The sequence below is a fragment of the Pseudomonas sp. HMSC057H01 genome (genome assembly GCF_001836405.1).
Classification (GTDB): Bacteria; Pseudomonadota; Gammaproteobacteria; order Pseudomonadales; family Pseudomonadaceae; genus Pseudomonas; species Pseudomonas aeruginosa.
This window is the reverse complement of the sequence record NZ_KV828529.1, coordinates 16,951-37,740: the sequence shown is the minus strand read 5'-3', so window position 1 is coordinate 37,740 and position 20,790 is coordinate 16,951. Positions and strand designations below refer to the sequence as shown.

The following is a 20,790-nucleotide window of genomic DNA, read 5'->3' as shown; positions in this document are numbered from 1 at the left end:
GCAAGCGTATGGCCATAACAGTCCATTGCGACATCGTCAGCGCCGAGGCGGAGATCTTCTCCGGCCTGGTCGAGATGGTTATCGCGCACGGCGCTCTGGGTGACCTGGGTATCGCCCCGGGCCACGCGCCGCTGATCACCGACCTGAAACCGGGCCCCATCCGCCTGGTCAAGCAGGGCGGCGAGCAGGAGGTGTACTACATCTCCGGCGGTTTCCTCGAAGTCCAGCCGAACATGGTCAAGGTCCTCGCCGACACCGTGGTTCGTGCCGGCGACCTCGACGAAGCGGCCGCCCAGGAAGCCCTGAAGGCTGCCGAAAAGGCGCTGCAGGGCAAGGGCGCCGAGTTCGACTACAGCGCCGCTGCCGCGCGTCTGGCCGAAGCCGCAGCCCAGCTGCGCACCGTCCAGCAACTGCGCAAGAAGTTCGGCGGCTGATTTCCAGCCGGTACTTCTAGCGGTGTCAGGGAAAAGGGTAGCCTGTGGGCTACCCTTTTTTCGTTTTGCATCTTCACTCACAGGTTTTGCCTGTGACCACCAGGAACGGTAGTCCAGTCCATGTCCCTTGAAATCGTGATTCTCGCCGCCGGCCAGGGCACCCGCATGCGTTCGGCCCTGCCCAAGGTCCTCCATCCCATTGCCGGCAAGCCGATGCTCGGCCACGTCATCGACTGCGCGCGCCAGTTGCAGCCGGAACGGATCCACGTGGTGATCGGCCACGGCGCGGATCTGGTGCGTGAGCGGATGGCCGCCGACGACCTGAATTTCGTGCTCCAGGCCGAACAGCTCGGTACGGGCCATGCGGTGGCCCAGGCCCTGCCGTTCCTCAGTGCAGACCAGGTGCTGATCCTCTACGGCGACGTGCCGCTGATCCAGCTGGACACCTTGCAGCGCCTGCTGGCGCAAGTCACCCCGGACCAGTTGTCGCTGCTCACCGTCGACATGCTCGACCCCACCGGCTACGGCCGCATCGTCCGTGACGATCAGGGCGCGGTGCAGGCCATCGTCGAGCACAAGGACGCGACCCCGGCGCAGCGCCAGATCGGCGAGATCAACACCGGCATCCTCGCGGTGCCGGGCAAGCGCCTTGCCGACTGGCTCGGCCGCCTGTCCAACGACAACGCCCAGGGCGAGTACTACCTGACCGACGTGATCGCCATGGCGGTCGGCGACGGCCTGGTGGTAGCCAGCGCCCAACCGCTGGACGCGATGGAAGTGCAGGGTGTTAATGACCGCATGCAACAGGCCCAGCTGGAGCGTCACTACCAGCGCCTGCGCGCGGAGGAGCTGATGCGCCAGGGCGTGACCCTGCTCGATCCGCAGCGCCTGGATGTCCGTGGCGAAATCTCGGTCGGCCGCGACGTGCTGATCGACGTCAACGTGGTGCTGGAAGGCCGCGTGGTGATCGAGGACGACGTGCACATCGGACCGAACTGCGTGATTCGCGACAGCGTCCTGCGGCGTGGCGCGGTGATCAAGGCCAACAGCCACCTGGAAGGCGCGGAGCTGGGCGAGGGTAGCGATGCCGGTCCGTTCGCCCGCCTGCGTCCGGGCAGCGTGCTCGGCGCTCGGGCCCATGTCGGCAACTTCGTCGAACTGAAGAATGCCCGCCTGGGCGAGGGCAGCAAGGCCGGCCACCTGAGCTACCTGGGCGATGCCGAGCTGGGCGCCAACTGCAATATCGGCGCCGGCACCATCACCTGCAACTACGATGGCGCGAACAAATTCCGCACCGAGCTGGGCGACGATGTGTTCATCGGCTCGAACAACTCGCTGGTGGCGCCGCTGAAGATTGGCGATGGCGCGACGACCGCGGCCGGCTCCACCATCACCCATGAGGTTCCGGCGAAGAACCTGGCCTTCGGCCGCGCCCGGCAGAAGAACCTGGAAAACTGGAAGCGCCCGGAAAAAATCAAGAAGTAACGGAGCGGCACGGATGCCGAAGCCTGCGAAATGGATCGTGCTGGGGCTGCTCATAGCCGGGGCGGTGCTACCCGAATGGCCGCGGATACCCGTCGAAGGCGCCAGTGCCCGCGACTGGAATCCGCGAACCTTCTGGTTCGAGCCCTGGGGGCGCTCCGGAGTGCACAAGGGCATCGACATCTTCGCCCGCAGCGGCACCCCCGTACGCTCCGCCAGCTACGGCCTGGTGCTCTATCGCGGGGAGATCGCCCTCGGCGGCAAGGTCGTCCTGGTGCTGGCGCCCAAGTGGCGCCTGCATTACTACGCCCATCTCGATAGCCTCGACGCCTATCCGGGCCAGCCGGTCCTCGCCGGTTCCCGCCTGGGTGCGGTCGGAACCACCGGCAACGCGCGCGGCAAGCCGGCCCACCTGCACTACGCGATCATCACCTTGCTGCCCTATCCCTGGCTGGCCGACGCCAGCACCCAGGGTTGGAAGAAAATGTTCTACCTCGATCCCAATACGGTGCTGCCGAGCCGATGAAAAGTCATTGACGGAAATCGCCGGATAAGTTTTGATTCGCACACTTTTCTTTCGAAACGAAACTTAAGTGATCTCGAAACGTAATACGCCGCAACGTCGCCATGCCATCCTCGCGCTGCTTTCCGAGCAGGGCGAGGTCAGCGTGGACGCACTCGCCAAGCGCTTTTCCACCTCGGAAGTGACCATCCGCAAGGACCTCGCCGCCATGGAAAGCCACGGCCTGCTGTTGCGTCGCTACGGCGGTGCGGTGCCGATGCCCCAGGAACTGATCGGCGAAGCCGCACAGCCCGTCTCGCCCTACAAGCAGGCTATCGGTCGCGCCGCCGCGGCGCGCATCCGCGAGCATGCGCGGATCATCATCGACAGTGGCAGCACCACCGCGGCGATGATCCCCGAGCTTGGGCACAAGCCGGGCCTGGTGGTGATGACCAACTCGCTGAACGTGGTCAACGCCCTGCGCGAACTGGAGCACGAGCCGGTGCTGCTGATGACCGGGGGGACCTGGGATCCGCATTCCGAGTCGTTCCAGGGGCAGGTTGCCGAGCAGGTGCTGCGTTCCTATGACTTCGACCAACTATTCATCGGTGCCGACGGCATCGATCTCGAACGCGGGACGACCACGTTCAACGAATTGCTGGGCCTGAGCCGGGTGATGGCCGAGGTCGCCCGCGAGGTGATCGTCATGGCCGAGGCCGACAAGGTCGGTCGGCGCATTCCCAACCAGGAATTGCCCTGGAGCAGCATCCATACCCTGATTACCGACGAGCGCCTGGAACCTTCCGCGCGCGAACAGATAACCGCCCGGGGCGTCACGCTGATCTGCGCCCCGGTCGAGCCCTGAAAGGAGAAAGACCCCATGTGTGGAATCGTAGGTGCGATCGCCGAGCGCAACATCACCCCCATCCTCATCGAAGGCCTCAAGCGCCTCGAGTATCGCGGCTACGACAGCGCCGGCGTGGCGGTCTTCGATAACGAAGGCAGGCTGCAGCGCTGCCGCCGGGTCGGCAAGGTCGCCAGCCTGGAGGAAGGCCTGGCCGGTACGCCGCTGCTCGGCCGCCTGGGCATCGCCCATACCCGCTGGGCGACCCACGGCGCGCCAACCGAAGGCAACGCCCACCCGCATTTCTCCAGCGACGAACTGGCGGTGGTGCACAACGGCATCATCGAGAACCACGAACCTCTCCGTGAGCGGCTCAAGGGCCTGGGCTACGTGTTCACCTCGCAGACCGACACCGAGGTCATCGTCCACCTGCTGCATCACAAGCTGCAGTCCATCGGCGACCTGACCCTGGCGCTGAAGGACGCGGTCAAGGAATTGCACGGGGCCTATGGCCTGGCAGTGATCAGCGCGGCGCAGCCGGACCGCATCGTCGCCGCCCGCAGCGGCAGCCCGCTGGTGATCGGCCTCGGGCTTGGCGAGAACTTCCTCGCTTCCGACCAACTGGCGCTGCGCCAGGTGACCGACCGCTTCATCTACCTGGAAGAAGGCGATATCGCCGAGATCCGTCGCGACAGCGTGCGCCTGTGGGATGTCCAGGGCAACGACGTGCAGCGCGAGACCGTGCAGTACCACGAAGGCGCCGAAGCCGCCGACAAGGGCGAGTACCGGCACTTCATGCTCAAGGAAATCCACGAGCAGCCCAGCGTCGTGCAGCGCACCCTGGAAGGCCGCCTCGGGCAGAACCAGGTAATGGTGGAAAGCTTCGGCCCGCAGGCGGCGGAGCTGTTCGCCAAGGTTCGCAACGTGCAGATCGTCGCCTGCGGTACCAGCTACCACGCCGGCATGGTCGCCCGTTACTGGCTGGAAAGCCTGACCGGGATTCCCTGCCAGGTGGAGGTCGCCAGCGAGTTCCGCTACCGCAAGGTCGCGGTGCAGCCGGATTGCCTGTTCGTCACCATCTCCCAGTCCGGTGAGACCGCCGACACCCTGGCTGCCCTGCGCAACGCCAAGGAGCTGGGCTTCCTCTCCAGCGTGGCGATCTGCAACGTTGCCACCAGTTCGCTGGTGCGCGAATCCGACCTGACCCTGCTGACCCAGGCCGGCCCGGAAATCGGCGTGGCCTCGACCAAGGCCTTCACCACCCAGTTGGTCGCCCTGCTGCTGCTGACCCTGGGCATCGGCCAGGTGCAGAAGCGCCTGGCCGATGGCGTCGAAGCCGAGCTGGTGGACGAACTGCGTCGCCTGCCGACCCGGCTGGGCGAGGCGCTGGCGATGAACCGGACGGTGGAGAAGGTTTCCGAGCTGTTCGCCGAGAAGCACCACACCCTGTTCCTCGGCCGTGGCGCGCAGTTCCCGGTGGCCCTGGAAGGCGCGCTGAAGCTCAAGGAAATTTCCTATATCCATGCCGAAGCCTACCCGGCCGGCGAACTCAAGCATGGCCCGCTGGCGCTGGTGGACAGCGACATGCCGGTGGTTACCGTGGCGCCGAACAACGAGCTGGTGGAGAAGCTCAAGTCGAACCTGCAGGAAGTCCGCGCCCGCGGCGGCGAACTGGTGGTGTTCGCCGACGAAGGCGCGGGCATCGAGGCCGGCGAGGGCACCCATGTGGTGGGCATGCCGCACATCGGCGACGTGCTCTCGCCGATCCTCTACACCATCCCGTTGCAATTGCTCTCGTACCATGTCGCCGTGCTCAAGGGCACCGACGTCGACCAGCCGCGCAACCTGGCCAAGTCGGTCACCGTCGAGTAACGCCGGCCGCGTACCCGAGAAGCCGGGGCAGTCATGCGGCCCCGGCGATCGCGACGCCCGCCGTCAATCGCGCAACGGCAGCGCCTCGTCGCTCCTGCGGCTGGCGAACCAGTCCAGCACGGTGAACCAGGCGCCGATCCCCAGGCCGATGCCCAATACCCACAGGGTGGCGGGCGGCCCCTTCAGCTCCAGCAGTCGCACAGCCAGGGGCACGCTGGCGAGAATGGCGATGTTGTTGAACGTCTCGGCGAACGACAGCACCATGCCCTTGTCCGGCCCGGAGCGCGAGGCGAGTACCACCGTGCCCGCCGGCGCGCCCAGGCCCAGCGCGGCGCCCCAGGCGCCCAGGCAGAAGAGCGCCACGGGCAACGGTAGCGGCAGGAGCATGAAGGTCGACATCGATAGCACCAGGAGCGCCAGCACCAGCAGGAGCATGTCTTCGTCGCGCTTCAGGTAGCGCCGCAGGTAACCCGCGGCGAGGTTCCCCACGGCCAGGCCCACGCCGAAGGCGGCGATGCTGATGCCTATCTGCGCGGTGCTGAAGCCGTAGCGCTGGCGCAGCACCTCTCCCGAGAGAAGCAGGCCGGCGACCCCGGTGCCGTTCCAGGCACCCTTGGCGATCAGTGGCCTGAGGATGCTCCATTGCCTGCACCAGCCCAGCGCGTGGCCCTCGGCGCGCGGTGCCACGGCTTGCACGGGAAGGCGCTGGCGCGCCATCAGGAAGACCAGCACGCAACCGCACGAGACCATCAGGAAGGGCGTCGCCCAGCCGAAGAAGTCCGAGAGGAGGCCGGCCAGTGCCGGGCCGGCGGCAATGCCGAGGGTCATGCCGAGCATCACCTGGCCCATGGCACCGGCCTGTCTTTGCGGGGCGACCACCTCCGCGACCAGGGCGAAGGTGGTCGGAATGATGATTGCCGAGGCGATGCCCCCGATTACCCGCAGGACAACGGCAATTTCCAGGGTCGGGGCGATGACGATGGCCAGGGTATCGACGGCGAAGAGGATCAGGGCGAGCAGCAGCAGCTTCCTGCGTTGCATGCGGTCGGAGAAGTAGCCCAGCAACGGCGCGGCGATCGCATAGGAGAACGCGTAGCTGGAGATCAGCCAGGCGGCGCCGCTGGTAGTGGTGTGGAACGCCTGCGCCAGCGGCCCGAGCATGGAGGACAGCATGAACTCGGTCACGCCGACGAAGAACACGGCCATCGACAGGGCCAGCAGGAACAGGCCGTCGAGCTTCTGTGAAGGCGGGGAAATTTTCTGGTTCATGATGTTCTCTTTGGCTGAATGAGCGGACGAACGCCAAGGGGGCGCCGGCTCGCGGAGCCGGCGCCAGGGCCAGGGATGAACCGCTCGGGCTATGGAAGGGATGGTTGTGTGGCTGGTGCGGGAACGGCGGGGAGAAAAGAAGGGAACGAAGCGAGATTCCGGGCGCCAGTGCACGATTTCATCGAAGAAGGCTTCGGAGTATCGCCGCAAGCGGAACCGCCCGGGCTTGGGAGCGCAGGAGAAACTACCCTATCGGAACGTTAGCCGAATTTTGCTCTCCTGCCGGATATCGCGACATTCGCCCCGGTTTGGTTCCCACTTTGGATTGATACTCGGACCAGACCATACCCGGCAACAGGTCAGCGGAACGGTTTCCAGAAGCGCTCCAGCGCCGCCGCCAGCAGTTCCGTATCGCCGCGCGAGTCGCCCCAGGCGCGTAGGGAGTATTGGGTCAGCGGACCGTAGTGCCGCTCCAGGCGGCAGACTTTCTCGTCGCGCCGGCAGTTGCGGCCGACGATCCTGCCGGTCAGTACGCCGTCTACCACTTCCAGCTCGGTGGCGATCAGGTGCACGCCGAGCTTCTCGGCGAACGGCCTGAGTAGCAGCGAAGGGGAGGCGGAACAGATGGTCACGGTGCTGCCGCTGCTGACCTGGTCGGCCACCGCGGTCAATGCGTGGGGACGCATCAGTGTTTCCCAGAAGCGGTTCTGGTAGGCCAGCGCCCGTTCTTCCAGCACATGTACGGGCACATCGGTGAGGAAGGTGGCGATCAGGCGCGCCTTCAGGTCGTCGCGGCCGATACGCCGGCAGAGATAGGCCAGGCTGGGTCCTGCCATGCGCAGCATGCGGCGGACGAACACTCGGTTGCCGAAGGCGAAGCGCAGGAAGGGCACGAAGCTGTCTCGGTATGTCAGCGTACCGTCGAAGTCGAACACGGAGAGAAAGCGTACTTCGCGTGTTTCGAGGGACACGGTCTCGTTCATCGGCGTTCCTTATATCGCTTCCTTTCCTTTGACACGGACTATGCGTCGTTCCGTTATTGCAGCAAGGGAAAGTTTGTATATCAAAACTGTCAATTATTCATAGGCAGACTGGCTGCTAACCTGAATCCGAGTGTTCAGGGGTTTTGCATCGATAGATAGGAGGCTAAGTAGCCGATAGCAAAACTCTATCAAGGTACTGGACTATAGTGATTCCGTCTTGTGACCAGGAGGTTTGGCATGATTGCACAGCTCCCCTCTGAGTTGCTGTCCCTGCAACTGCCGTTGCGGATCCGCATCGGCGATGCTCAGGCGTTCGATCTGGGGCCGGATCCACAGGTAACCATGGTCATTCGCGATCCCTCGCTGCTAACCGAGATCACCCATCCCAGCCTCGATGCGCTGGGCAAGGCCTACGTCGAGAAGCGTCTCGACATCGAAGGACCGATCAGCCAGGTCATTGGTATCGGCGATGCCCTCAGCGAAGCGCTCGGCGAACCCGATGGCGGCGCGCCGCCGGTTCGCGAAAGCCACGACAAGGACACCGACGCCGAAGCCATCCATTACCACTACGACCTGTCCAACGATTTCTACCAGCTCTGGCTGGATCCGGAAATGGTCTATTCCTGCGCTTATTTCGAGACCGGCAAGGAAGACCTCGCCACCGCGCAACTGGCCAAGCTCCGTCACCTGTGCCGCAAGCTGCGTTTGCAGCCGGGCGAGAAGCTGCTCGATGTCGGTTGCGGCTGGGGGGGCCTGGCGCGCCTGGCCGCTCGCGAGTTCGGCGTCGAGGTCACTGGCATCACATTGAGCAAGGAGCAGCTGGCGCTCGGGCGGAAGCGGGTCAAGGCCGAAGGCCTGGAGGACCGGGTCACCCTCAAGCTGCTGGACTACCGCGACCTGCCGCGCGATGGTCGCTTCGACAAGGTGGTCAGCGTCGGCATGTTCGAGCACGTCGGGCACGCCAACCTGGGGCTGTACTTCCAGCAACTGTACGATGCGGTGCGTCCCGGCGGCCTGGTGATGAACCACGGCATCACCTCGCGCTACACCGACGGCCGCCCGGTGGGCAAGGGGGCCGGCGACTTCATCGATCGCTACGTGTTTCCCCACGGCGAGCTGCCGCACCTGTCGCTGGCGGTGGCGCGGATGAGCGAAGCCGGGCTGGAAGTAGTCGACGTGGAAAGCCTGCGTCTGCACTACGCCCGGACCCTGGACTTTTGGAGCGCCAACCTGGAAGCCAGGCTGAAGGAGGCGGCTCGCCTGGTGCCCGAGGAAACCCTGCGGATCTGGCGGCTGTACCTGGCCGGATGTGCCTACGGCTTCAAGCGCGGCTGGATCAACCTGCACCAGATCCTCGCCATTCGCCCCCACGAGGATGGCTCCCACGAGCTGCCCTGGTCGCGGCGCGACCTGTACGCCTGAACGCCGGCGACCGGCTCCCTTGCGGAGCCGGTCGCGCAATCGGTCCTTGCGGATTGTCCTGCGTGGCGGGGCGGTCTAGTCTGCACGAAGTCCTGCGCGGTCGAGGGAAGCCGGGACGCTTCCGCGACAGCGCGACAACAACGATAAGAACAGGAGACTTCCCATGTCGCTGAGCAGACGCTTCGGTCTTTTCACGCTTGCCGCAACGGTGACCTTCAGTACCGCGGTCTTCGCCGCGCCGACCTTCATCAATATCCTCACCGGCGGCACCAGCGGGGTCTATTACCCCATAGGGGTCGGCCTCTCGCAGATCTACGGGCACGATATCCAGGCCGCGAAAACCTCGGTGCAGGCCACCAAGGCCTCGGTCGAGAACCTCAACCTGCTGCAGGCCGGGCGTGGAGAACTGGCGCTGGCGCTGGGCGACTCGGTCGCCGACGCCTGGAACGGGGTCGCCGACGCCGGTTTCAAGGCGCCGTTGAAAAAGCTGCGGGCTATCGGCAATACCTATCCGAACTATATCCAGGTAGTGGCCAGCCAAGCCTCGGGCATCAAGACCCTGGCCGACCTGAAAGGCAAACGCATTTCGGTGGGCGCGCCCAAGAGCGGTACCGAGCTGAACGCTCGGGCGATCTTCAAGGCCGCCGGCCTGAGCTACGAGGACATGGGCAAGGTGGAGTACCTGCCCTACGCCGAGTCGGTGGAGCTGATCAAGAACCGCCAGCTCGACGCTACGCTGCAATCCTCCGGCTTGGGCATGGCGGCCATCCGCGACCTGGCCTCGACCATGCCGATCACCTTCGTCGCGATCCCGGCGGACGTGGTGGCGAAGATCGACAGCCCGGCCTACCACGCCGCGAGCATTCCCGCCGGCACCTACGACGGCCAGGAGCAGGACGTGCCGACGGTGGCGATCGACAATATCCTGGTCAGCCACTCCGGGGTCAGCGACGAGCTGGCCTACCAGATGACCAAGCTGATGTTCGACAACCTTCCGCGCCTGGTCACCGCCCATGCTGCCGCCAAGGACATCGCCCTGGACAAGGCGGCGAAGAACCTGCCGATTCCGCTGCATCCCGGCGCCGAGCGCTTCTACAAGGAGAAGGGCGTACTGCCCGAGTGAGGCCCGTTTCTCCGTAGCCCCGGTCCGTGCGGCGGACCGGGTTCCCCGCGTTTCCGGCTGTAGGGAGTCGATGCATGAGCGATCATCAGAACGGGCTGCACCTCGAGGCGGAAAACTGGCCGCGCGCGCTGTTCGCCGTGGCCCTGGCCTTTTCCGTGTTCCAGGTCGTCACCGCGGCCTTTCCCCTGATTTCCACCCAGGTCCTGCGGGCAATGCACGTCGGACTGCTGTTGCTGGTGGTGTACATCAGCTATCCCGCCTTCGGCATACGTCGCCCCTGGCAGCCGTTGGCCTGGTTGCTGGGCATGGCCGGCCTGGGCACGGCGGTCTACCAGTGGGTTTTCGAGGCCGACCTGATCCAGCGCTCCGGAGAGCTGACCCAGGCCGACATGGTCGTCGGCGTGGTGCTGATCGTCCTGGTCTTCGAGGCGGCGCGACGGGTGATGGGCATCGCCTTGCCGATCATCTGCGCGCTGTTTCTTGCCTATGGCCTGTTCGGCGAACACCTGCCGGGCGACCTGGCCCACCGCGGCTACGGCTTTGACCAGATCGTCAACCAGCTGTCGTTCGGTACCGAAGGTCTCTACGGCACGCCGACCTACGTGTCGGCAACCTACATCTATCTGTTCATCCTGTTCGGCGCCTTCCTCGAGCAGGCCGGCATGATCCGCCTGTTCACCGATTTCGCCATGGGCCTGTTCGGCCACCGGGTCGGCGGGCCGGCCAAGGTCTCGGTATTCTCCTCGGCGCTGATGGGCACCATCACCGGCTCCGGCGTGGCCAACGTGGTCACCACCGGACAGTTCACCATCCCGCTGATGAAGCGTTTCGGCTACAAGCCGGCGTTCGCCGGCGGCGTCGAGGCGACCGCGAGCATGGGCAGCCAACTGATGCCGCCGGTGATGGGGGCGGTGGCGTTCATCATGGCCGAGACCATCAACGTCCCCTACGTGGAGATCGCCAAGGCGGCGCTGATCCCGGCCTTGCTGTATTTCGGCTCGGTGTACTGGATGGTCCATCTCGAGGCCCGCCGGACCGACCTCAAGGGCCTGCCGCGCGAGCAGTGTCCGAGCGCCTGGGGTGCCGTCCGCGAGCGCTGGTTCCTGCTGATTCCGTTGCTGGTGCTGATCGCGCTGCTGTTCTCCGGGCGCACGCCGCTGTTCTCCGGAACCATTGGTCTGGCGCTGACCGCCATCGTCATCCTCGGTTCGGCGATCATCCTGCGGGTGTCCTCGCTCGGCCTGCGCATCGCCTTCTGGGTGGCGCTGGGGCTGCTCTGCGCGGGGTTCTTCCGCCTCGGCATCGGAGTGATCTTCGTTGTGATCGCGGCCCTGGCCCTGGCCTGCTGGTTCGTCCGTGGCGGCCGGGAAACCCTGCGCATCTGCGTCCGCGCCCTCGCAGAAGGTGCGCGACATGCGATTCCGGTGGGCATCGCCTGCACCCTGGTGGGAGTCATCATCGGGGTGATTTCGCTGACCGGCATCGCCACCACCTTCGCCAGCTACGTGCTCGACCTGGGACGGGAGAACCTGCTGCTGTCGCTGGTCCTGACCATGGTCACCTGCCTGGTCCTGGGAATGGGCATCCCGACCATCCCCAACTACATCATCACCAGCTCCATCGCCGCGCCGGCGCTGCTGGAACTGGGGGTGCCGCTGATCGTCTCGCACATGTTCGTCTTCTACTTCGGCATCCTCGCCGACCTCACCCCTCCGGTGGCGCTGGCCTGCTTCGCGGCGGCGCCGATCGCCAAGGAAAGGGGATTGAAGATCAGCTTCTGGGCGGTGCGCATCGCCCTGGCGGGTTTCGTGGTGCCGTTCATGGCGGTGTATTCCCCGGCGCTGATGCTGCAGGAAGGCGGTTGGGGGGCGACGCTCTATGTCACCTGCAAGGCGGTGCTGGCCATCGGCCTGTGGGGCATGGCTTCCATCGGCTACCTGCAGGGGCCGCTGGCCTGGTGGGAGCGCCTGGTGGCGTTCGCCGCGGGAGCCAGCCTGGTCCTGGCCTTGCCGATCAGCGACGAGCTGGGCTTCGTCCTCGGCGCGCTGGTGATCGGCTGGCACCTCTGGCGCCAGCGTGCGCGCGAGGCGGTGGCGTGATCGCGCTGTGCCTGGGCATGGCCGGCAGCGTCTGGGCGACGCTGCCGCTGCAGTCGTTCACCCTGGCCTGGCAACACACGGTCGAGAAGGTGCTCTGGGAAGAAGACTATCGCCTGAGCGAGCGCGGCCTGCTGCTGGAAGAGGCCCGGGTGCGGGGCAGCGGGGCGGGGATGGAGATTCCCGAGGGCGCCGTGCTGCGTGACGGCGCCTGGCATTACCACCGTGGGGTGCCGCCGCTGCAACCGTTGCGGCTGGGGCGCACACCGGAGGCCGGCGACTACCGGATCTGCCGTCAGGGGCGCTGCGATGCGCTGGCGCGCTGGATCGGTCCGCCGGACCCTGAGCGCCCGGCGGTCGAACTCTGGGCGTGTCCGATACGGGGCCCGAGCGACTGAACGTCCTGTGGATAACCCTGCGACGCCAGTCCACATCCATAAAAACGACGAAGCCGGAGCTGCTTCCGGTCATAAGGAAAACGTCCATGCGTAGCTGTATATCAGTCTTCCGGCCGGCCCTGCTGGCACTGTTCGTCTCGGCAAGCGGCTCGGCCGGCGCCGACGCGGCTGTGGAAAACCCGCGGATCGGCCGTGCCGCCGATCTCTATGAACTGATCCCGGAATACCAGCCGGACACCTACCGGAACATGGACAAGGTCTATCCGACCCGGGTTATCCACAAGGGGACCAAGGTCCGTCCGCTGCCGGCGGGTGTGGCCATCGCGCCGCGCTACCGGATCGGCGGCGAGGAATACGGCGTCGACGATTTCATGTGGCGCAACCACGTTGGCGGCGTGCTGGTCCTCAAGGATGGCAAGGTCGCCCTGGAGCGCTACGGCCTGGGCAACGACGCACGCACGCGCTGGACCTCGTTCTCGGTGGTCAAGTCGATCTCCTCGACCCTGGTGGGCGCCGCCGTGCAGCAGGGCCTGCTGGCTCTCGACCAGCCTGTGGACAAGTACCTGCCGAGCCTGGCCGGCTCCGCCTACCAGGGGGTGACGGTGGAGCAGGTCCTGCAGATGAGTTCCGGGGTCCGCTGGAACGAGACCTATCGCGATCCGAAGTCCGACCGCCGGCAGATGTTCGACGCCCAGCTCGCCGAACGTCCCGGTGGCATCCTGCGGCTGCTGGCGAGCCTGCCGCGGCAGTACCCGACCGGTACCCACTTCACCTACAGCACCGGCGAGTCGCACCTGCAGAGCGAGCTGCTGCACGCGGCGACCCGCATTCCGGTGAGCGACTACCTGTCCGAGCGGATCTGGGCGCGGATGGGCATGGAGAGCGACGGCTTCTGGCAACTGGAATCGCCGGCCGGGCAAGAGATCGGCAGCAGCGGCTTGAGCGCGACCCTGCGCGACTATGGCCGCTTCGGCCAGTTCGTCCTCGAGGATGGGGTGATCGATGGCGAACGTATCCTTCCCGAGGGTTGGGTCGATCGTGCCAGTCGCGTCGAGGCTTCTTCCCACCTGGCCCCGGGCAAGCTCTACGATGGCGAATACGCGCTCGGCTACGGCTACCAGTGGTGGACCTTCCCGGTGGGCGCCAAGGCCCTGCCCGAGCATGACGGCGGGGCCTTCGAAGCCCAGGGCATCTTCGGCCAGTACCTCTACATCAACCGCAAGGAGAAGATCGTGGCGGTGGTCTGGAGCGCCTGGCCGAAGCCGGAGATGGACGATCGCGAGGAGGAGACCTATGCCTTCCTTGGCGCGGCGGTGAAAGCCCTGCGCTAGGGCCGTGGGCGAGCGGATATCCACAGCAGGCTGTGGACAGGTCTTCAGCGGGAAAACCGCAGGGGCAGTCCCTGGCAATCGTCGGACAGGCGTCCCGCGTGCCAGGCGAGCTGCCCGGAGACGATGGTGGTATCGATCCGATGGTGGAATGCCCGGTGGCGGAACGGCGTCCAGTTGCAGCGCGACAGCAGCGGCATGGCGCTGGCCAGCGCCGGGTGCTCCAGTTCGCTGACCAGCACCAGGTCGGCCCAGTAGCCTTCGCGGAGGAAACCGCGATCGGCGATGGCGAACAGTTCGGCGACCCGGTGGCTGGTCTTCGCCACCAGGGTGGCCAGCGACAGCCAGCCTTCGCGGACCAGCTCTAGGAGTGCCGGCAACGCATGCTGGACCAGTGGCAGGCCGGCCGGCGCCTGTGGATAAGCCTGCTGCTTCTCGGCCCAGGCGTGCGGCGCGTGGTCGGTGCCGATCACGTCCAGGCGGTTGCCGGCCAGCGCCCTGCGCAGGGCGTCGCGGTCCTCGCGGCTCTTGATCGCCGGGTTGCACTTGAGCAGATGGCCGAGGCGGGCGTAGTCGCTGTCGTCGAACAGCAGATGGTGGACGCAGACTTCCGCGGTGATGCGTTTCTGGCACAGCGGCTTGTCCTCGAACAGGGCCAGTTCACGCGCTGTGGATAAGTGCAGGACATGCAGCAGCGTGCCATGCCGTTGCGCCAGTTCCACCGCCAGGGCGGTGGAACGGTAGCAAGCCTCGGCGTCGCGAATGCGCGGGTGGGCGGCTGCCGGAATACGTTCACCGAAGCGTTGTCGCCAGCGCGCGAGGTTGGCTTCGATCCGCGGCGTGTCTTCGCAATGGCTCAGCAGCAGGGTCGGAACGCTGGCGAACAGGCGCTCCAGGGTCGGCAGGTCGTCCACCAGCATGTCGCCGGTGGAGGCGCCCATGAACACCTTCACCGCGGCGACATCGCGTGGATCGAGGGCGGCCACGGTGTCGAGGTTGTCGCGGCTGACGCCGAAGTGGAAACCGTAGTTGGCCACGCTATGGGCGGCGGCGAGGCGCTTCTTTTCCGCCAGCGCTTCGAGGCTCAGCGTCGCCGGGCGGGTATTGGGCATGTCCATGAAACTGGTGATGCCGCCCGCCACGGCGGCGCGGGATTCGCTGGCGATCGAGCCCTTCTGTGGATAACCCGGCTCGCGGAAGTGCACCTGGTCGTCGATCATTCCCGGCAGCAGGTAGCGTCCGGCGGCATCGATCTCCCGGCTGGCGCCGCAGTTTTCCAGGCAGCCGGCGATGCGTTCGATGCGACCGTGGCGGACCAGCAGATCGCCTTCGCGTACCTGCCCCTCGTTGACCATCCGGGCATTGCGGATCAGCAGGCTTTGCATGTTCAGAACTCGTTCTGCAGTGACTTGTAGCCGCGTACCAGGTCGACGTTGGTGCGCGCCACGTCTTCCGAGAACTCGCTGGCGGAAACGCTGACCCGCGGCATGCTCGCCAGGTCGGTGCGCGGACCGATGCGCTCGGTGGACGGGACGTAGAAACCCGCTGGCAGGTCGCAGCCGTCGACCACCGCGTTGTGGCGGACCACGCAGCCATCGCCGACCCGGCAGTTGAACAGCACGCTGTTGAAGCCGATGAAGACCCGGTCGCCGACTTCGCAAGGACCGTGGACGATGGAGCGGTGGGCGATGGAGCTGTGCTCGCCGATGGTCACCGCGGCACCCGACTTAGAATGGATCACCACGCCGTCCTGGATGTTCGAGTTGGCGCCGATCACGATCGGTTGCATGCCGCCGTCGGCGTCGACTTCGTCGGCACGGATCACTGCGTAGGGACCGACGAAGACGTTGGCCTGGATGATCACCTTGCCGCAGATGATCGCGGTCTTGTCCACATAGGCCGATTCGTCGATCACCGGCAGGTCGCCGGAGGGATTCTTGCGGATCATGCGGCACCTCGTTGCCAGTGGCTTTCGGCGACGGCGTCGTGGGCATGCAGGCTTTCCGCATGGACGACCCGTATGGAGAACCGGCTCGCCTGTGGATAACCCTGCAGGGCGCGGTGCAGCCGGCGCACCGCGTCTTCGCAGAACATCAGGTTCTGTCCGTTGGCGAGGGCGAAGGCCTGCTCGTCGGCGCGTTTCACCGCAGTCTGCACCGCGGTGCCGAGGGCGCTTTCGCCGAGATCCGCCAGCTCTTCCAGGGGCAGTCCGATGCAGTCTTCCGCCAGGCCGATGCGCAGGTGCGCGCTGCTGCGCTGGCTGTGCGGGGTGGCGACGATGCCGGCGCTACTGCCGAGCCAGGCGAGCACGCTGGCATGATCGAGCGGCTGTCCGGCGAAGTCCTGGTCGAAGCGCTCCTGGATCAATTGCCGGGCCAGTGCCGCCGAACAGGGGCAGGTCGAGGAGTAGGTCAGCTCGAGATGGACTTCGGCCTGGAAGTCATCGCCTTCCAGGCGCGTGTCCAGCACCAGTGGATAACGTTTCCAGCCGCTCAGCGGGCTGACCAGCGCCGGACGCCGCAGCAGCGGCGCGAGGCGCAGGCGCAGGTAGGCGCGACGCGACAGGCCGGCGTGGCTGTCGAGGAAGCGTTGCAGGACGGCGCGCAGGCGGGAAAGGTCTAGCTCGCCCTGTTCCAGTTCGGCCAGCGCCAGGTAGAGGCGCGACATATGGATGCCGCGGGCCTGCGGGTCGTCCAGGCTGACACCGGCATCGGCTTCGGCGGCGACCCTCTGCCCGCCGATCTGCACGGGGAGGGCGATGCCCTGCATGCCGACCCAGTCCAGGGGAAGATCGGCGGTGGTGGTCTGGCGGGCAATATCGGGAAGCGTCAAGGCATTCATGGAGAACTCGAAGAAGGGCAGGCAAGGCCTGGAAATGGCTTGAATGTTATAATATAACGTATTAGCTAATGCCGACCCTTGCAATCGGGTATTTCGTCGATGAAGCGCCGTCGCCTCCTGCAAAGCCTGCTCGCCGGCCTGGCCCTCCAGCCGTTCCTGGCCGCCAGCGCCAATGTACGAATCCGCCAGGCCCGCGCCTGGAATTCCTCGGAAAGCTGGCGCCTGGTGCTGGAACTGGACGGTCCGCCGCGTTATCGAACCTTTTCCCTGCAGGCCCCCGAGCGGTTGATCCTCGACCTGCCCGACGCGCAATTGCTCGCAACGCTCTCCGAGCTGCCGCTGGACGGCCCCGTGCGCGCCATCCGCAGCGGCCAACTGGGTGGCGGCGGGACGCGCATCGTCCTCGACCTGCGCCAGGCGGTCAGGCCGCGCAGCTTCGCCCTGGAACCGCAGGCAGGAAAGGGCCATCGCCTGGTCCTGGACCTTTATCCACAGGCGCTGGCGGCTCCCCCCGAGCCGATGCTGGCGCTGGCCCGCCCGCTACCCTCGACGGGCCGCGACATCCTCGTGGTGGTCGATGCCGGCCATGGCGGCAAGGACCCCGGCGCGGTCGGTAGCAAGGGCGAGCGCGAAAAGGACGTGGCGCTGGCCATCGCCCGCCTGCTGGCGCGGCGGATCGACCGCGAGAAAGGCTTCAAGGCGCGCCTGGTGCGCAACGGCGACGTGTTCGTCCCGCTGCGCAAGCGGCCGGAAGTGGCTCGGCGCTACAACGCCGACATGTTCGTCTCGGTGCACGCCGACGCGGCGCCGCGACTGACCGCCTCCGGCGCATCGGTATATGCCCTCTCCGAGCATGGCGCCAGCTCGACCATGGCGCGCTGGATGGCCGACCGCGAGAACGGCGCCGACCTGATCGGCAACAGCGGCAACCTGCCGCTACAGGGCCGCGACAAGGTACTCGCCGGGGTGATCCTCGACATGGCCCTGAGTTCGACCATCGCCAGCAGCCTGGACCTCGGCCACAGCGTTCTCGGCCAGTTGTCGGACGTCACCGCGCTGCACCAGAAGCGTGTCGAGCAGGCCGGCTTCGCCGTGCTCAAGTCGCCGGACATCCCTTCGATCCTGGTGGAGACCGGCTTCATCTCGAATCGCGGCGATTGTCGCCGGTTGATGGACGAACGCCATCGCCAGCGCCTGGCCGAGGCGATCTTCGCTGGCGTGCAGGGCTACTTCCGGCAACGCCCTCCCGCCGGCAGCTACCTGGCGGCGCTCAGCGCGCAGCCTCCCGGCTAGGGCCTTCGCTGCAGCCGCTGACCCGCCCGCAGGTCAGGCGTTGGCGCTGGCCCGATGAACTGCTCAGGCGGCTGACGCTGGTCCAGCCGATGTTGCGGCTGAGGCCGACCCAGATTTCCCCGTCGCTGGCGATGCCGCTGAAGAAGGTCAGGCGCCCGTAGCGCGTATTGGTCTGGGCCCAGCGTCGTCCGCTTGCCGCGTCGTATCCGCGCAGCCAGGTGTCGTTGCCGCCGGTGGCGACGCTGTAGTGGTTGCCCAGCCGATCCATGCAGGCCAGAACGGTGCGCAGGTAAGCGCATTCCGCCGGGCGGGTGCCGGGAAGAAAGCCCTGCGCCTGTGCCGCCGGAGCGAGCAGCAGGAGGGCCAGGCAGTAAAGGTGGAGGACGCGGCGCATCGGTGGATCCCGGGATGACGTGGGCCCAGGGTAGCCGGAAGGCGATTGGCGGGCCATCGATTGTGGTGTTAACTGTTATAGTATAACGTTTTAAATTTCCCAGGTTCAGCCCATGACCGAACAGGAACTGCTTGCCCAGCCCGACGCTGCCTACATGGACGAAGCCCAGCAGGACTTCTTCCGCGACCTGCTGCTGCGTCAGCGCCAGGAACTTCAGGCGCGCATCGAAGGCGAATTCGGCGAGCTGCGCGATCTCGAACGCCCCAGCGACGAGGCCGACCTGGCTTCCCGCGAGGAACAGCGGCAATGGCAACTTCGCCTGCTGGAGCGGGAGAAGAAGCTGCTCGACAAGATCGACGAAGCGCTGGAGCGCCTGGCCCGCGGCGACTACGGCTGGTGCCAGGAAACCGGCGAGCCGATCGGCCTGCGCCGCCTGCTGTTGCGTCCCACCGCCACCCTCTGCATCGAGGCGAAAGAGCGCCAGGAGAAGCGCGAACGCCACGTGCGGCACAACTGAAGAGGTTACCAACCGTGAACCAACGCCTACCTGTCACCGTGCTGTCCGGCTTTCTCGGCGCCGGCAAGAGCACGCTGCTCAACCATGTGCTGAAGAACCGCGAGAACCGCCGGGTTGCGGTGATCGTCAACGATATGAGTGAAATCAATATCGATGGCAGCGAAGTCCAGCGCGATGTCAGCCTGAACCGCGCTGAAGAGCGCCTGGTGGAGATGAGCAACGGCTGTATCTGCTGCACCCTGCGCGAAGACCTGCTGGAAGAGGTCGGCCGTCTCGCCCGGGAAGGCCGCTTCGACTACCTGCTGATCGAGTCCACCGGGATTTCCGAACCGATGCCGGTGGCCGAGACCTTCACCTTCCGCGACGAGCTGGACCGCAGCCTGTCCGACGTGGCGCGACTGGATACCATGGTCACGGTGGTCGACGGGATGAATTTCCTCCGCGACTACCAGGAGGCCGCCAGCCTGGCCAGCCGTGGCGAAACCCTCGGTGAGGAGGATCAGCGCTCGATCACCGACCTGCTGATCGACCAGGTCGAATTCGCCGATGTGATCCTGGTCAGCAAGATCGACCTGATCTCCAGCGAGCAGCGCGAGGAACTGCTGGCGATCCTGCGCCAGCTCAATGCCGAGGCGGAGATCCTGCCGATGGTGATGGGTCAGGTGCCGCTGGCGAAGATCCTCGATACCGGTCGCTTCGATTTCGATCGCGCGGCGTCCGCGCCGGGCTGGCTGAAGGAACTGCGCGGCGAGCACCTGCCGGAAACCGAGGAATATGGCATCGCCTCCATGGCCTACCGGGCGCGCCGTCCGTTCCACCCCGCGCGCTTCCACGCCTTCCTGCACAATCCGCTGAAGCAGGGGCGGCTGCTGCGCTCCAAGGGCTTCTTCTGGCTCGCCAGCCGGCCCCGCGAGGCTGGCAGCTGGTCGCAGGCCGGCGGCCTGATGCGCTACGGCCTGGCGGGCCGCTGGTGGCGCTTCGTGCCGACCGGACAGTGGCCACAGGACGAAGAGGGCCTGCGGGCGATCATGCGGCACTGGGAGGAAGGCGTCGGCGACTGTCGCCAGGAGCTGGTTTTCATCGGCCAGAACCTGGACTTCACGGCCCTGCGCGCAGCCCTCGATGCTTGCCTGCTGGATGATGCCGAGATGAACCTGGGCATTCCGGGCTGGCAGGGCCTGGACGACCCCTTCGAGGACTGGGGGCACGCCGCATGAGCGCACTGCCACAGGAAAGTCCGTTGCCGCGCCAGGCGTTCGGCGAAGACCCCCAGGTGCTGGCCGAGGTGCTTCGCGACGGGGTCAACCTGGCGGTCTGGACACGCCGGTTGAACCCGGCGCTGCGCGACTTCGCCGCCGCCTTAGTACGCAACCGGCCGGGACTGGCGCTGAGCCAGACGCTGGAGATGGAAGAGGAACGGCTACCCGCCTTGGACGGCCTGCTCGACGCGCGGCAACTGCCGGGACAAGCCGATTTCCTCGACGACCTGGGCTGGCTGGTCGAGGCCTTCTTTTGCCTGACCGGGGCGCGGCGTATCGGCCTGCGCCTGCGCGTTCTGGATAAACCGATGTGCCCGCGTTTCCATGTCGACCACGTGCCGCTGCGGCTGGTCACCACCTACCAGGGCGCTGCCAGCGAATGGCTGGACGAGTCCGGCCTGGACCGTCGGCTGCTTGGTGGAGCACAGGCGGAAGTTGTCGATGAACAGCTTATCCATAGCTTGTCCACAGGCGACGTGGCGCTGCTCAAGGGCGAACGCTGGGAGGGTAACGAAGGTGCCGGACTGGTGCATCGCTCGCCGCGAGCGGAGCCCGGGCTGGCGCGCCTGCTGTTGACCCTGGACTGGCTTGCCTGAGCCTGTGGACAAGTGTCTTTCGAGGAATAAAAAAAGGCCATCCGCAGATGGCCTATCACCAAAAAGTCGTCCTACCTTGGGGATGGGGACGAAGGGTGCTGAGGTACCCGACTCCCATTTAGCCCGGACGCTGTGAC

General features: G+C 66.1%; 20 protein-coding genes. 14 read left to right on the top strand and 6 right to left on the bottom strand.

The annotated features are described in order from the left end of the window. Window positions 1-8: 8 nt before the first annotated feature. From HMPREF2581_RS31140 to glmS, 5 genes are all read left to right on the top strand, one after another. Window positions 9-434, top strand: a complete 426-nt coding sequence (locus HMPREF2581_RS31140; RefSeq protein WP_003097128.1) for a F0F1 ATP synthase subunit epsilon — start codon at window positions 9-11, stop codon at window positions 432-434. Window positions 435-554: 120 nt separating this feature from the next. Further along, window positions 555-1,919: a bifunctional UDP-N-acetylglucosamine diphosphorylase/glucosamine-1-phosphate N-acetyltransferase GlmU gene (glmU, locus tag HMPREF2581_RS31135; protein WP_003109147.1), complete on the top strand. Its 1,365-nt coding sequence runs from the start codon at window positions 555-557 to the stop codon at window positions 1,917-1,919. Between the two features lie 13 nt (window positions 1,920-1,932). After that, on the top strand, window positions 1,933-2,442 hold the full coding sequence (locus tag HMPREF2581_RS31130; RefSeq protein ID WP_003097125.1) for a M23 family metallopeptidase: 510 nt from the start codon (window positions 1,933-1,935) through the stop codon (window positions 2,440-2,442). 67 nt (window positions 2,443-2,509) lie between these two features. Next, window positions 2,510-3,283, top strand: a complete 774-nt coding sequence (locus HMPREF2581_RS31125) for a DeoR/GlpR family DNA-binding transcription regulator (protein ID WP_003097123.1) — start codon at window positions 2,510-2,512, stop codon at window positions 3,281-3,283. A gap of 15 nt (window positions 3,284-3,298) precedes the next feature. Further along, window positions 3,299-5,134 (top strand): glutamine--fructose-6-phosphate transaminase (isomerizing), encoded by a 1,836-nt coding sequence (gene glmS, locus HMPREF2581_RS31120; protein WP_003097120.1) that lies wholly within the window; start codon window positions 3,299-3,301, stop codon window positions 5,132-5,134. A gap of 63 nt (window positions 5,135-5,197) precedes the next feature. Here glmS and HMPREF2581_RS31115 read toward each other — a convergent pair whose 3' ends face one another. Together HMPREF2581_RS31115 and HMPREF2581_RS31110 are read right to left on the bottom strand one after the other, a co-directional pair. Beyond that, window positions 5,198-6,403, bottom strand: coding sequence for an MFS transporter (locus HMPREF2581_RS31115; RefSeq protein ID WP_011666796.1), 1,206 nt, complete (start codon window positions 6,401-6,403; stop codon window positions 5,198-5,200). Between the two features lie 359 nt (window positions 6,404-6,762). After that, window positions 6,763-7,386 (bottom strand): HAD-IB family phosphatase, encoded by a 624-nt coding sequence (locus HMPREF2581_RS31110; RefSeq protein WP_003097106.1) that lies wholly within the window; start codon window positions 7,384-7,386, stop codon window positions 6,763-6,765. A gap of 237 nt (window positions 7,387-7,623) precedes the next feature. Here HMPREF2581_RS31110 and cfaB point away from each other — a divergent pair, with 237 nt between their 5' ends. From cfaB to HMPREF2581_RS31085, 5 genes are all read left to right on the top strand, one after another. Further along, on the top strand, window positions 7,624-8,808 hold the full coding sequence (gene cfaB, locus HMPREF2581_RS31105) for a C17 cyclopropane fatty acid synthase CfaB (protein ID WP_003109143.1): 1,185 nt from the start codon (window positions 7,624-7,626) through the stop codon (window positions 8,806-8,808). A 163-nt stretch (window positions 8,809-8,971) separates the two neighbouring features. Next, on the top strand, window positions 8,972-9,931 hold the full coding sequence (locus HMPREF2581_RS31100) for a TAXI family TRAP transporter solute-binding subunit (protein WP_003142168.1): 960 nt from the start codon (window positions 8,972-8,974) through the stop codon (window positions 9,929-9,931). Window positions 9,932-10,005: 74 nt separating this feature from the next. Then, window positions 10,006-12,030 (top strand): TRAP transporter permease, encoded by a 2,025-nt coding sequence (locus tag HMPREF2581_RS31095; RefSeq protein ID WP_003142167.1) that lies wholly within the window; start codon window positions 10,006-10,008, stop codon window positions 12,028-12,030. Continuing rightward, window positions 12,027-12,425 (top strand): DUF1850 domain-containing protein, encoded by a 399-nt coding sequence (locus HMPREF2581_RS31090; protein WP_003142164.1) that lies wholly within the window; start codon window positions 12,027-12,029, stop codon window positions 12,423-12,425. The genes HMPREF2581_RS31095 and HMPREF2581_RS31090 overlap by 4 nt, the downstream gene beginning before the upstream one ends. A gap of 86 nt (window positions 12,426-12,511) precedes the next feature. Continuing rightward, a complete protein-coding gene (locus HMPREF2581_RS31085; protein ID WP_003142163.1) occupies window positions 12,512-13,756 on the top strand; it encodes a serine hydrolase domain-containing protein in 1,245 nt (414 codons plus the stop codon). A gap of 44 nt (window positions 13,757-13,800) precedes the next feature. On the opposite strand, the gene HMPREF2581_RS31080 is transcribed toward HMPREF2581_RS31085, so the two are convergent. Genes HMPREF2581_RS31080 through folE2 form a run of 3 tightly spaced genes read right to left on the bottom strand, consistent with a single transcriptional unit; the run spans window position 13,801 to window position 16,594 of the window. Then, a complete protein-coding gene (locus HMPREF2581_RS31080) occupies window positions 13,801-15,138 on the bottom strand; it encodes a dihydroorotase (protein ID WP_003142161.1) in 1,338 nt (445 codons plus the stop codon). Window positions 15,139-15,140: 2 nt separating this feature from the next. Then, window positions 15,141-15,701, bottom strand: a complete 561-nt coding sequence (locus HMPREF2581_RS31075; RefSeq protein ID WP_003099663.1) for a gamma carbonic anhydrase family protein — start codon at window positions 15,699-15,701, stop codon at window positions 15,141-15,143. Then, complete coding sequence (gene folE2, locus HMPREF2581_RS31070; protein WP_003142159.1) at window positions 15,698-16,594, bottom strand: GTP cyclohydrolase FolE2; 897 nt, start codon at window positions 16,592-16,594, stop codon at window positions 15,698-15,700. Before folE2 ends, HMPREF2581_RS31075 begins: the two co-directional genes overlap by 4 nt. Window positions 16,595-16,693: 99 nt before the next feature. Here folE2 and HMPREF2581_RS31065 point away from each other — a divergent pair, with 99 nt between their 5' ends. Then, window positions 16,694-17,887: an N-acetylmuramoyl-L-alanine amidase gene (locus tag HMPREF2581_RS31065; protein ID WP_003097089.1), complete on the top strand. Its 1,194-nt coding sequence runs from the start codon at window positions 16,694-16,696 to the stop codon at window positions 17,885-17,887. Here the strand turns inward: HMPREF2581_RS31065 and HMPREF2581_RS31060 are convergent. After that, entirely contained in the window at window positions 17,865-18,281 is a 417-nt protein-coding gene (locus HMPREF2581_RS31060) for a hypothetical protein (protein ID WP_003142158.1), read from the bottom strand. The two genes, HMPREF2581_RS31065 and HMPREF2581_RS31060, sit on opposite strands and share 23 nt — an antisense overlap. 112 nt (window positions 18,282-18,393) lie before the next feature. Between HMPREF2581_RS31060 and dksA the strand changes: the two genes are divergently transcribed. From dksA to HMPREF2581_RS31045, 3 genes are read left to right on the top strand one after another with little or no spacing between them, the layout of a single operon-like run. After that, on the top strand, window positions 18,394-18,798 hold the full coding sequence (gene dksA, locus HMPREF2581_RS31055; protein ID WP_003097086.1) for an RNA polymerase-binding protein DksA: 405 nt from the start codon (window positions 18,394-18,396) through the stop codon (window positions 18,796-18,798). 14 nt (window positions 18,799-18,812) lie between these two features. Next, window positions 18,813-20,015, top strand: coding sequence for a zinc metallochaperone GTPase ZigA (gene zigA / locus HMPREF2581_RS31050; protein ID WP_003097084.1), 1,203 nt, complete (start codon window positions 18,813-18,815; stop codon window positions 20,013-20,015). Continuing rightward, window positions 20,012-20,653, top strand: coding sequence for a DUF1826 domain-containing protein (locus HMPREF2581_RS31045; RefSeq protein ID WP_003142157.1), 642 nt, complete (start codon window positions 20,012-20,014; stop codon window positions 20,651-20,653). The genes zigA and HMPREF2581_RS31045 overlap by 4 nt, the downstream gene beginning before the upstream one ends. The last annotated feature ends 137 nt before the right edge of the window (window positions 20,654-20,790 follow it).

Excerpts from the sequence above, each read along its gene's own strand:
- HMPREF2581_RS31140 (WP_003097128.1), top strand. The coding sequence starts at position 9 with ATGGCCATAACAGTCCATTGCGACATCGTCAGCGCCGAGGCGGAGATC.
- glmU (WP_003109147.1), top strand. The coding sequence starts at position 555 with ATGTCCCTTGAAATCGTGATTCTCGCCGCCGGCCAGGGCACCCGCATG.
- HMPREF2581_RS31130 (WP_003097125.1), top strand. The coding sequence starts at position 1,933 with ATGCCGAAGCCTGCGAAATGGATCGTGCTGGGGCTGCTCATAGCCGGG.
- glmS (WP_003097120.1), top strand. The coding sequence starts at position 3,299 with ATGTGTGGAATCGTAGGTGCGATCGCCGAGCGCAACATCACCCCCATC.
- HMPREF2581_RS31115 (WP_011666796.1), bottom strand. The coding sequence starts at position 6,403 with ATGAACCAGAAAATTTCCCCGCCTTCACAGAAGCTCGACGGCCTGTTC.
- HMPREF2581_RS31110 (WP_003097106.1), bottom strand. The coding sequence starts at position 7,386 with ATGAACGAGACCGTGTCCCTCGAAACACGCGAAGTACGCTTTCTCTCC.
- cfaB (WP_003109143.1), top strand. The coding sequence starts at position 7,624 with ATGATTGCACAGCTCCCCTCTGAGTTGCTGTCCCTGCAACTGCCGTTG.
- HMPREF2581_RS31100 (WP_003142168.1), top strand. The coding sequence starts at position 8,972 with ATGTCGCTGAGCAGACGCTTCGGTCTTTTCACGCTTGCCGCAACGGTG.
- HMPREF2581_RS31095 (WP_003142167.1), top strand. The coding sequence starts at position 10,006 with ATGAGCGATCATCAGAACGGGCTGCACCTCGAGGCGGAAAACTGGCCG.
- HMPREF2581_RS31085 (WP_003142163.1), top strand. The coding sequence starts at position 12,512 with ATGCGTAGCTGTATATCAGTCTTCCGGCCGGCCCTGCTGGCACTGTTC.
- HMPREF2581_RS31080 (WP_003142161.1), bottom strand. The coding sequence starts at position 15,138 with ATGCAAAGCCTGCTGATCCGCAATGCCCGGATGGTCAACGAGGGGCAG.
- HMPREF2581_RS31075 (WP_003099663.1), bottom strand. The coding sequence starts at position 15,701 with ATGATCCGCAAGAATCCCTCCGGCGACCTGCCGGTGATCGACGAATCG.
- folE2 (WP_003142159.1), bottom strand. The coding sequence starts at position 16,594 with ATGAATGCCTTGACGCTTCCCGATATTGCCCGCCAGACCACCACCGCC.
- HMPREF2581_RS31065 (WP_003097089.1), top strand. The coding sequence starts at position 16,694 with ATGAAGCGCCGTCGCCTCCTGCAAAGCCTGCTCGCCGGCCTGGCCCTC.
- HMPREF2581_RS31060 (WP_003142158.1), bottom strand. The coding sequence starts at position 18,281 with ATGCGCCGCGTCCTCCACCTTTACTGCCTGGCCCTCCTGCTGCTCGCT.
- dksA (WP_003097086.1), top strand. The coding sequence starts at position 18,394 with ATGACCGAACAGGAACTGCTTGCCCAGCCCGACGCTGCCTACATGGAC.
- HMPREF2581_RS31045 (WP_003142157.1), top strand. The coding sequence starts at position 20,012 with ATGAGCGCACTGCCACAGGAAAGTCCGTTGCCGCGCCAGGCGTTCGGC.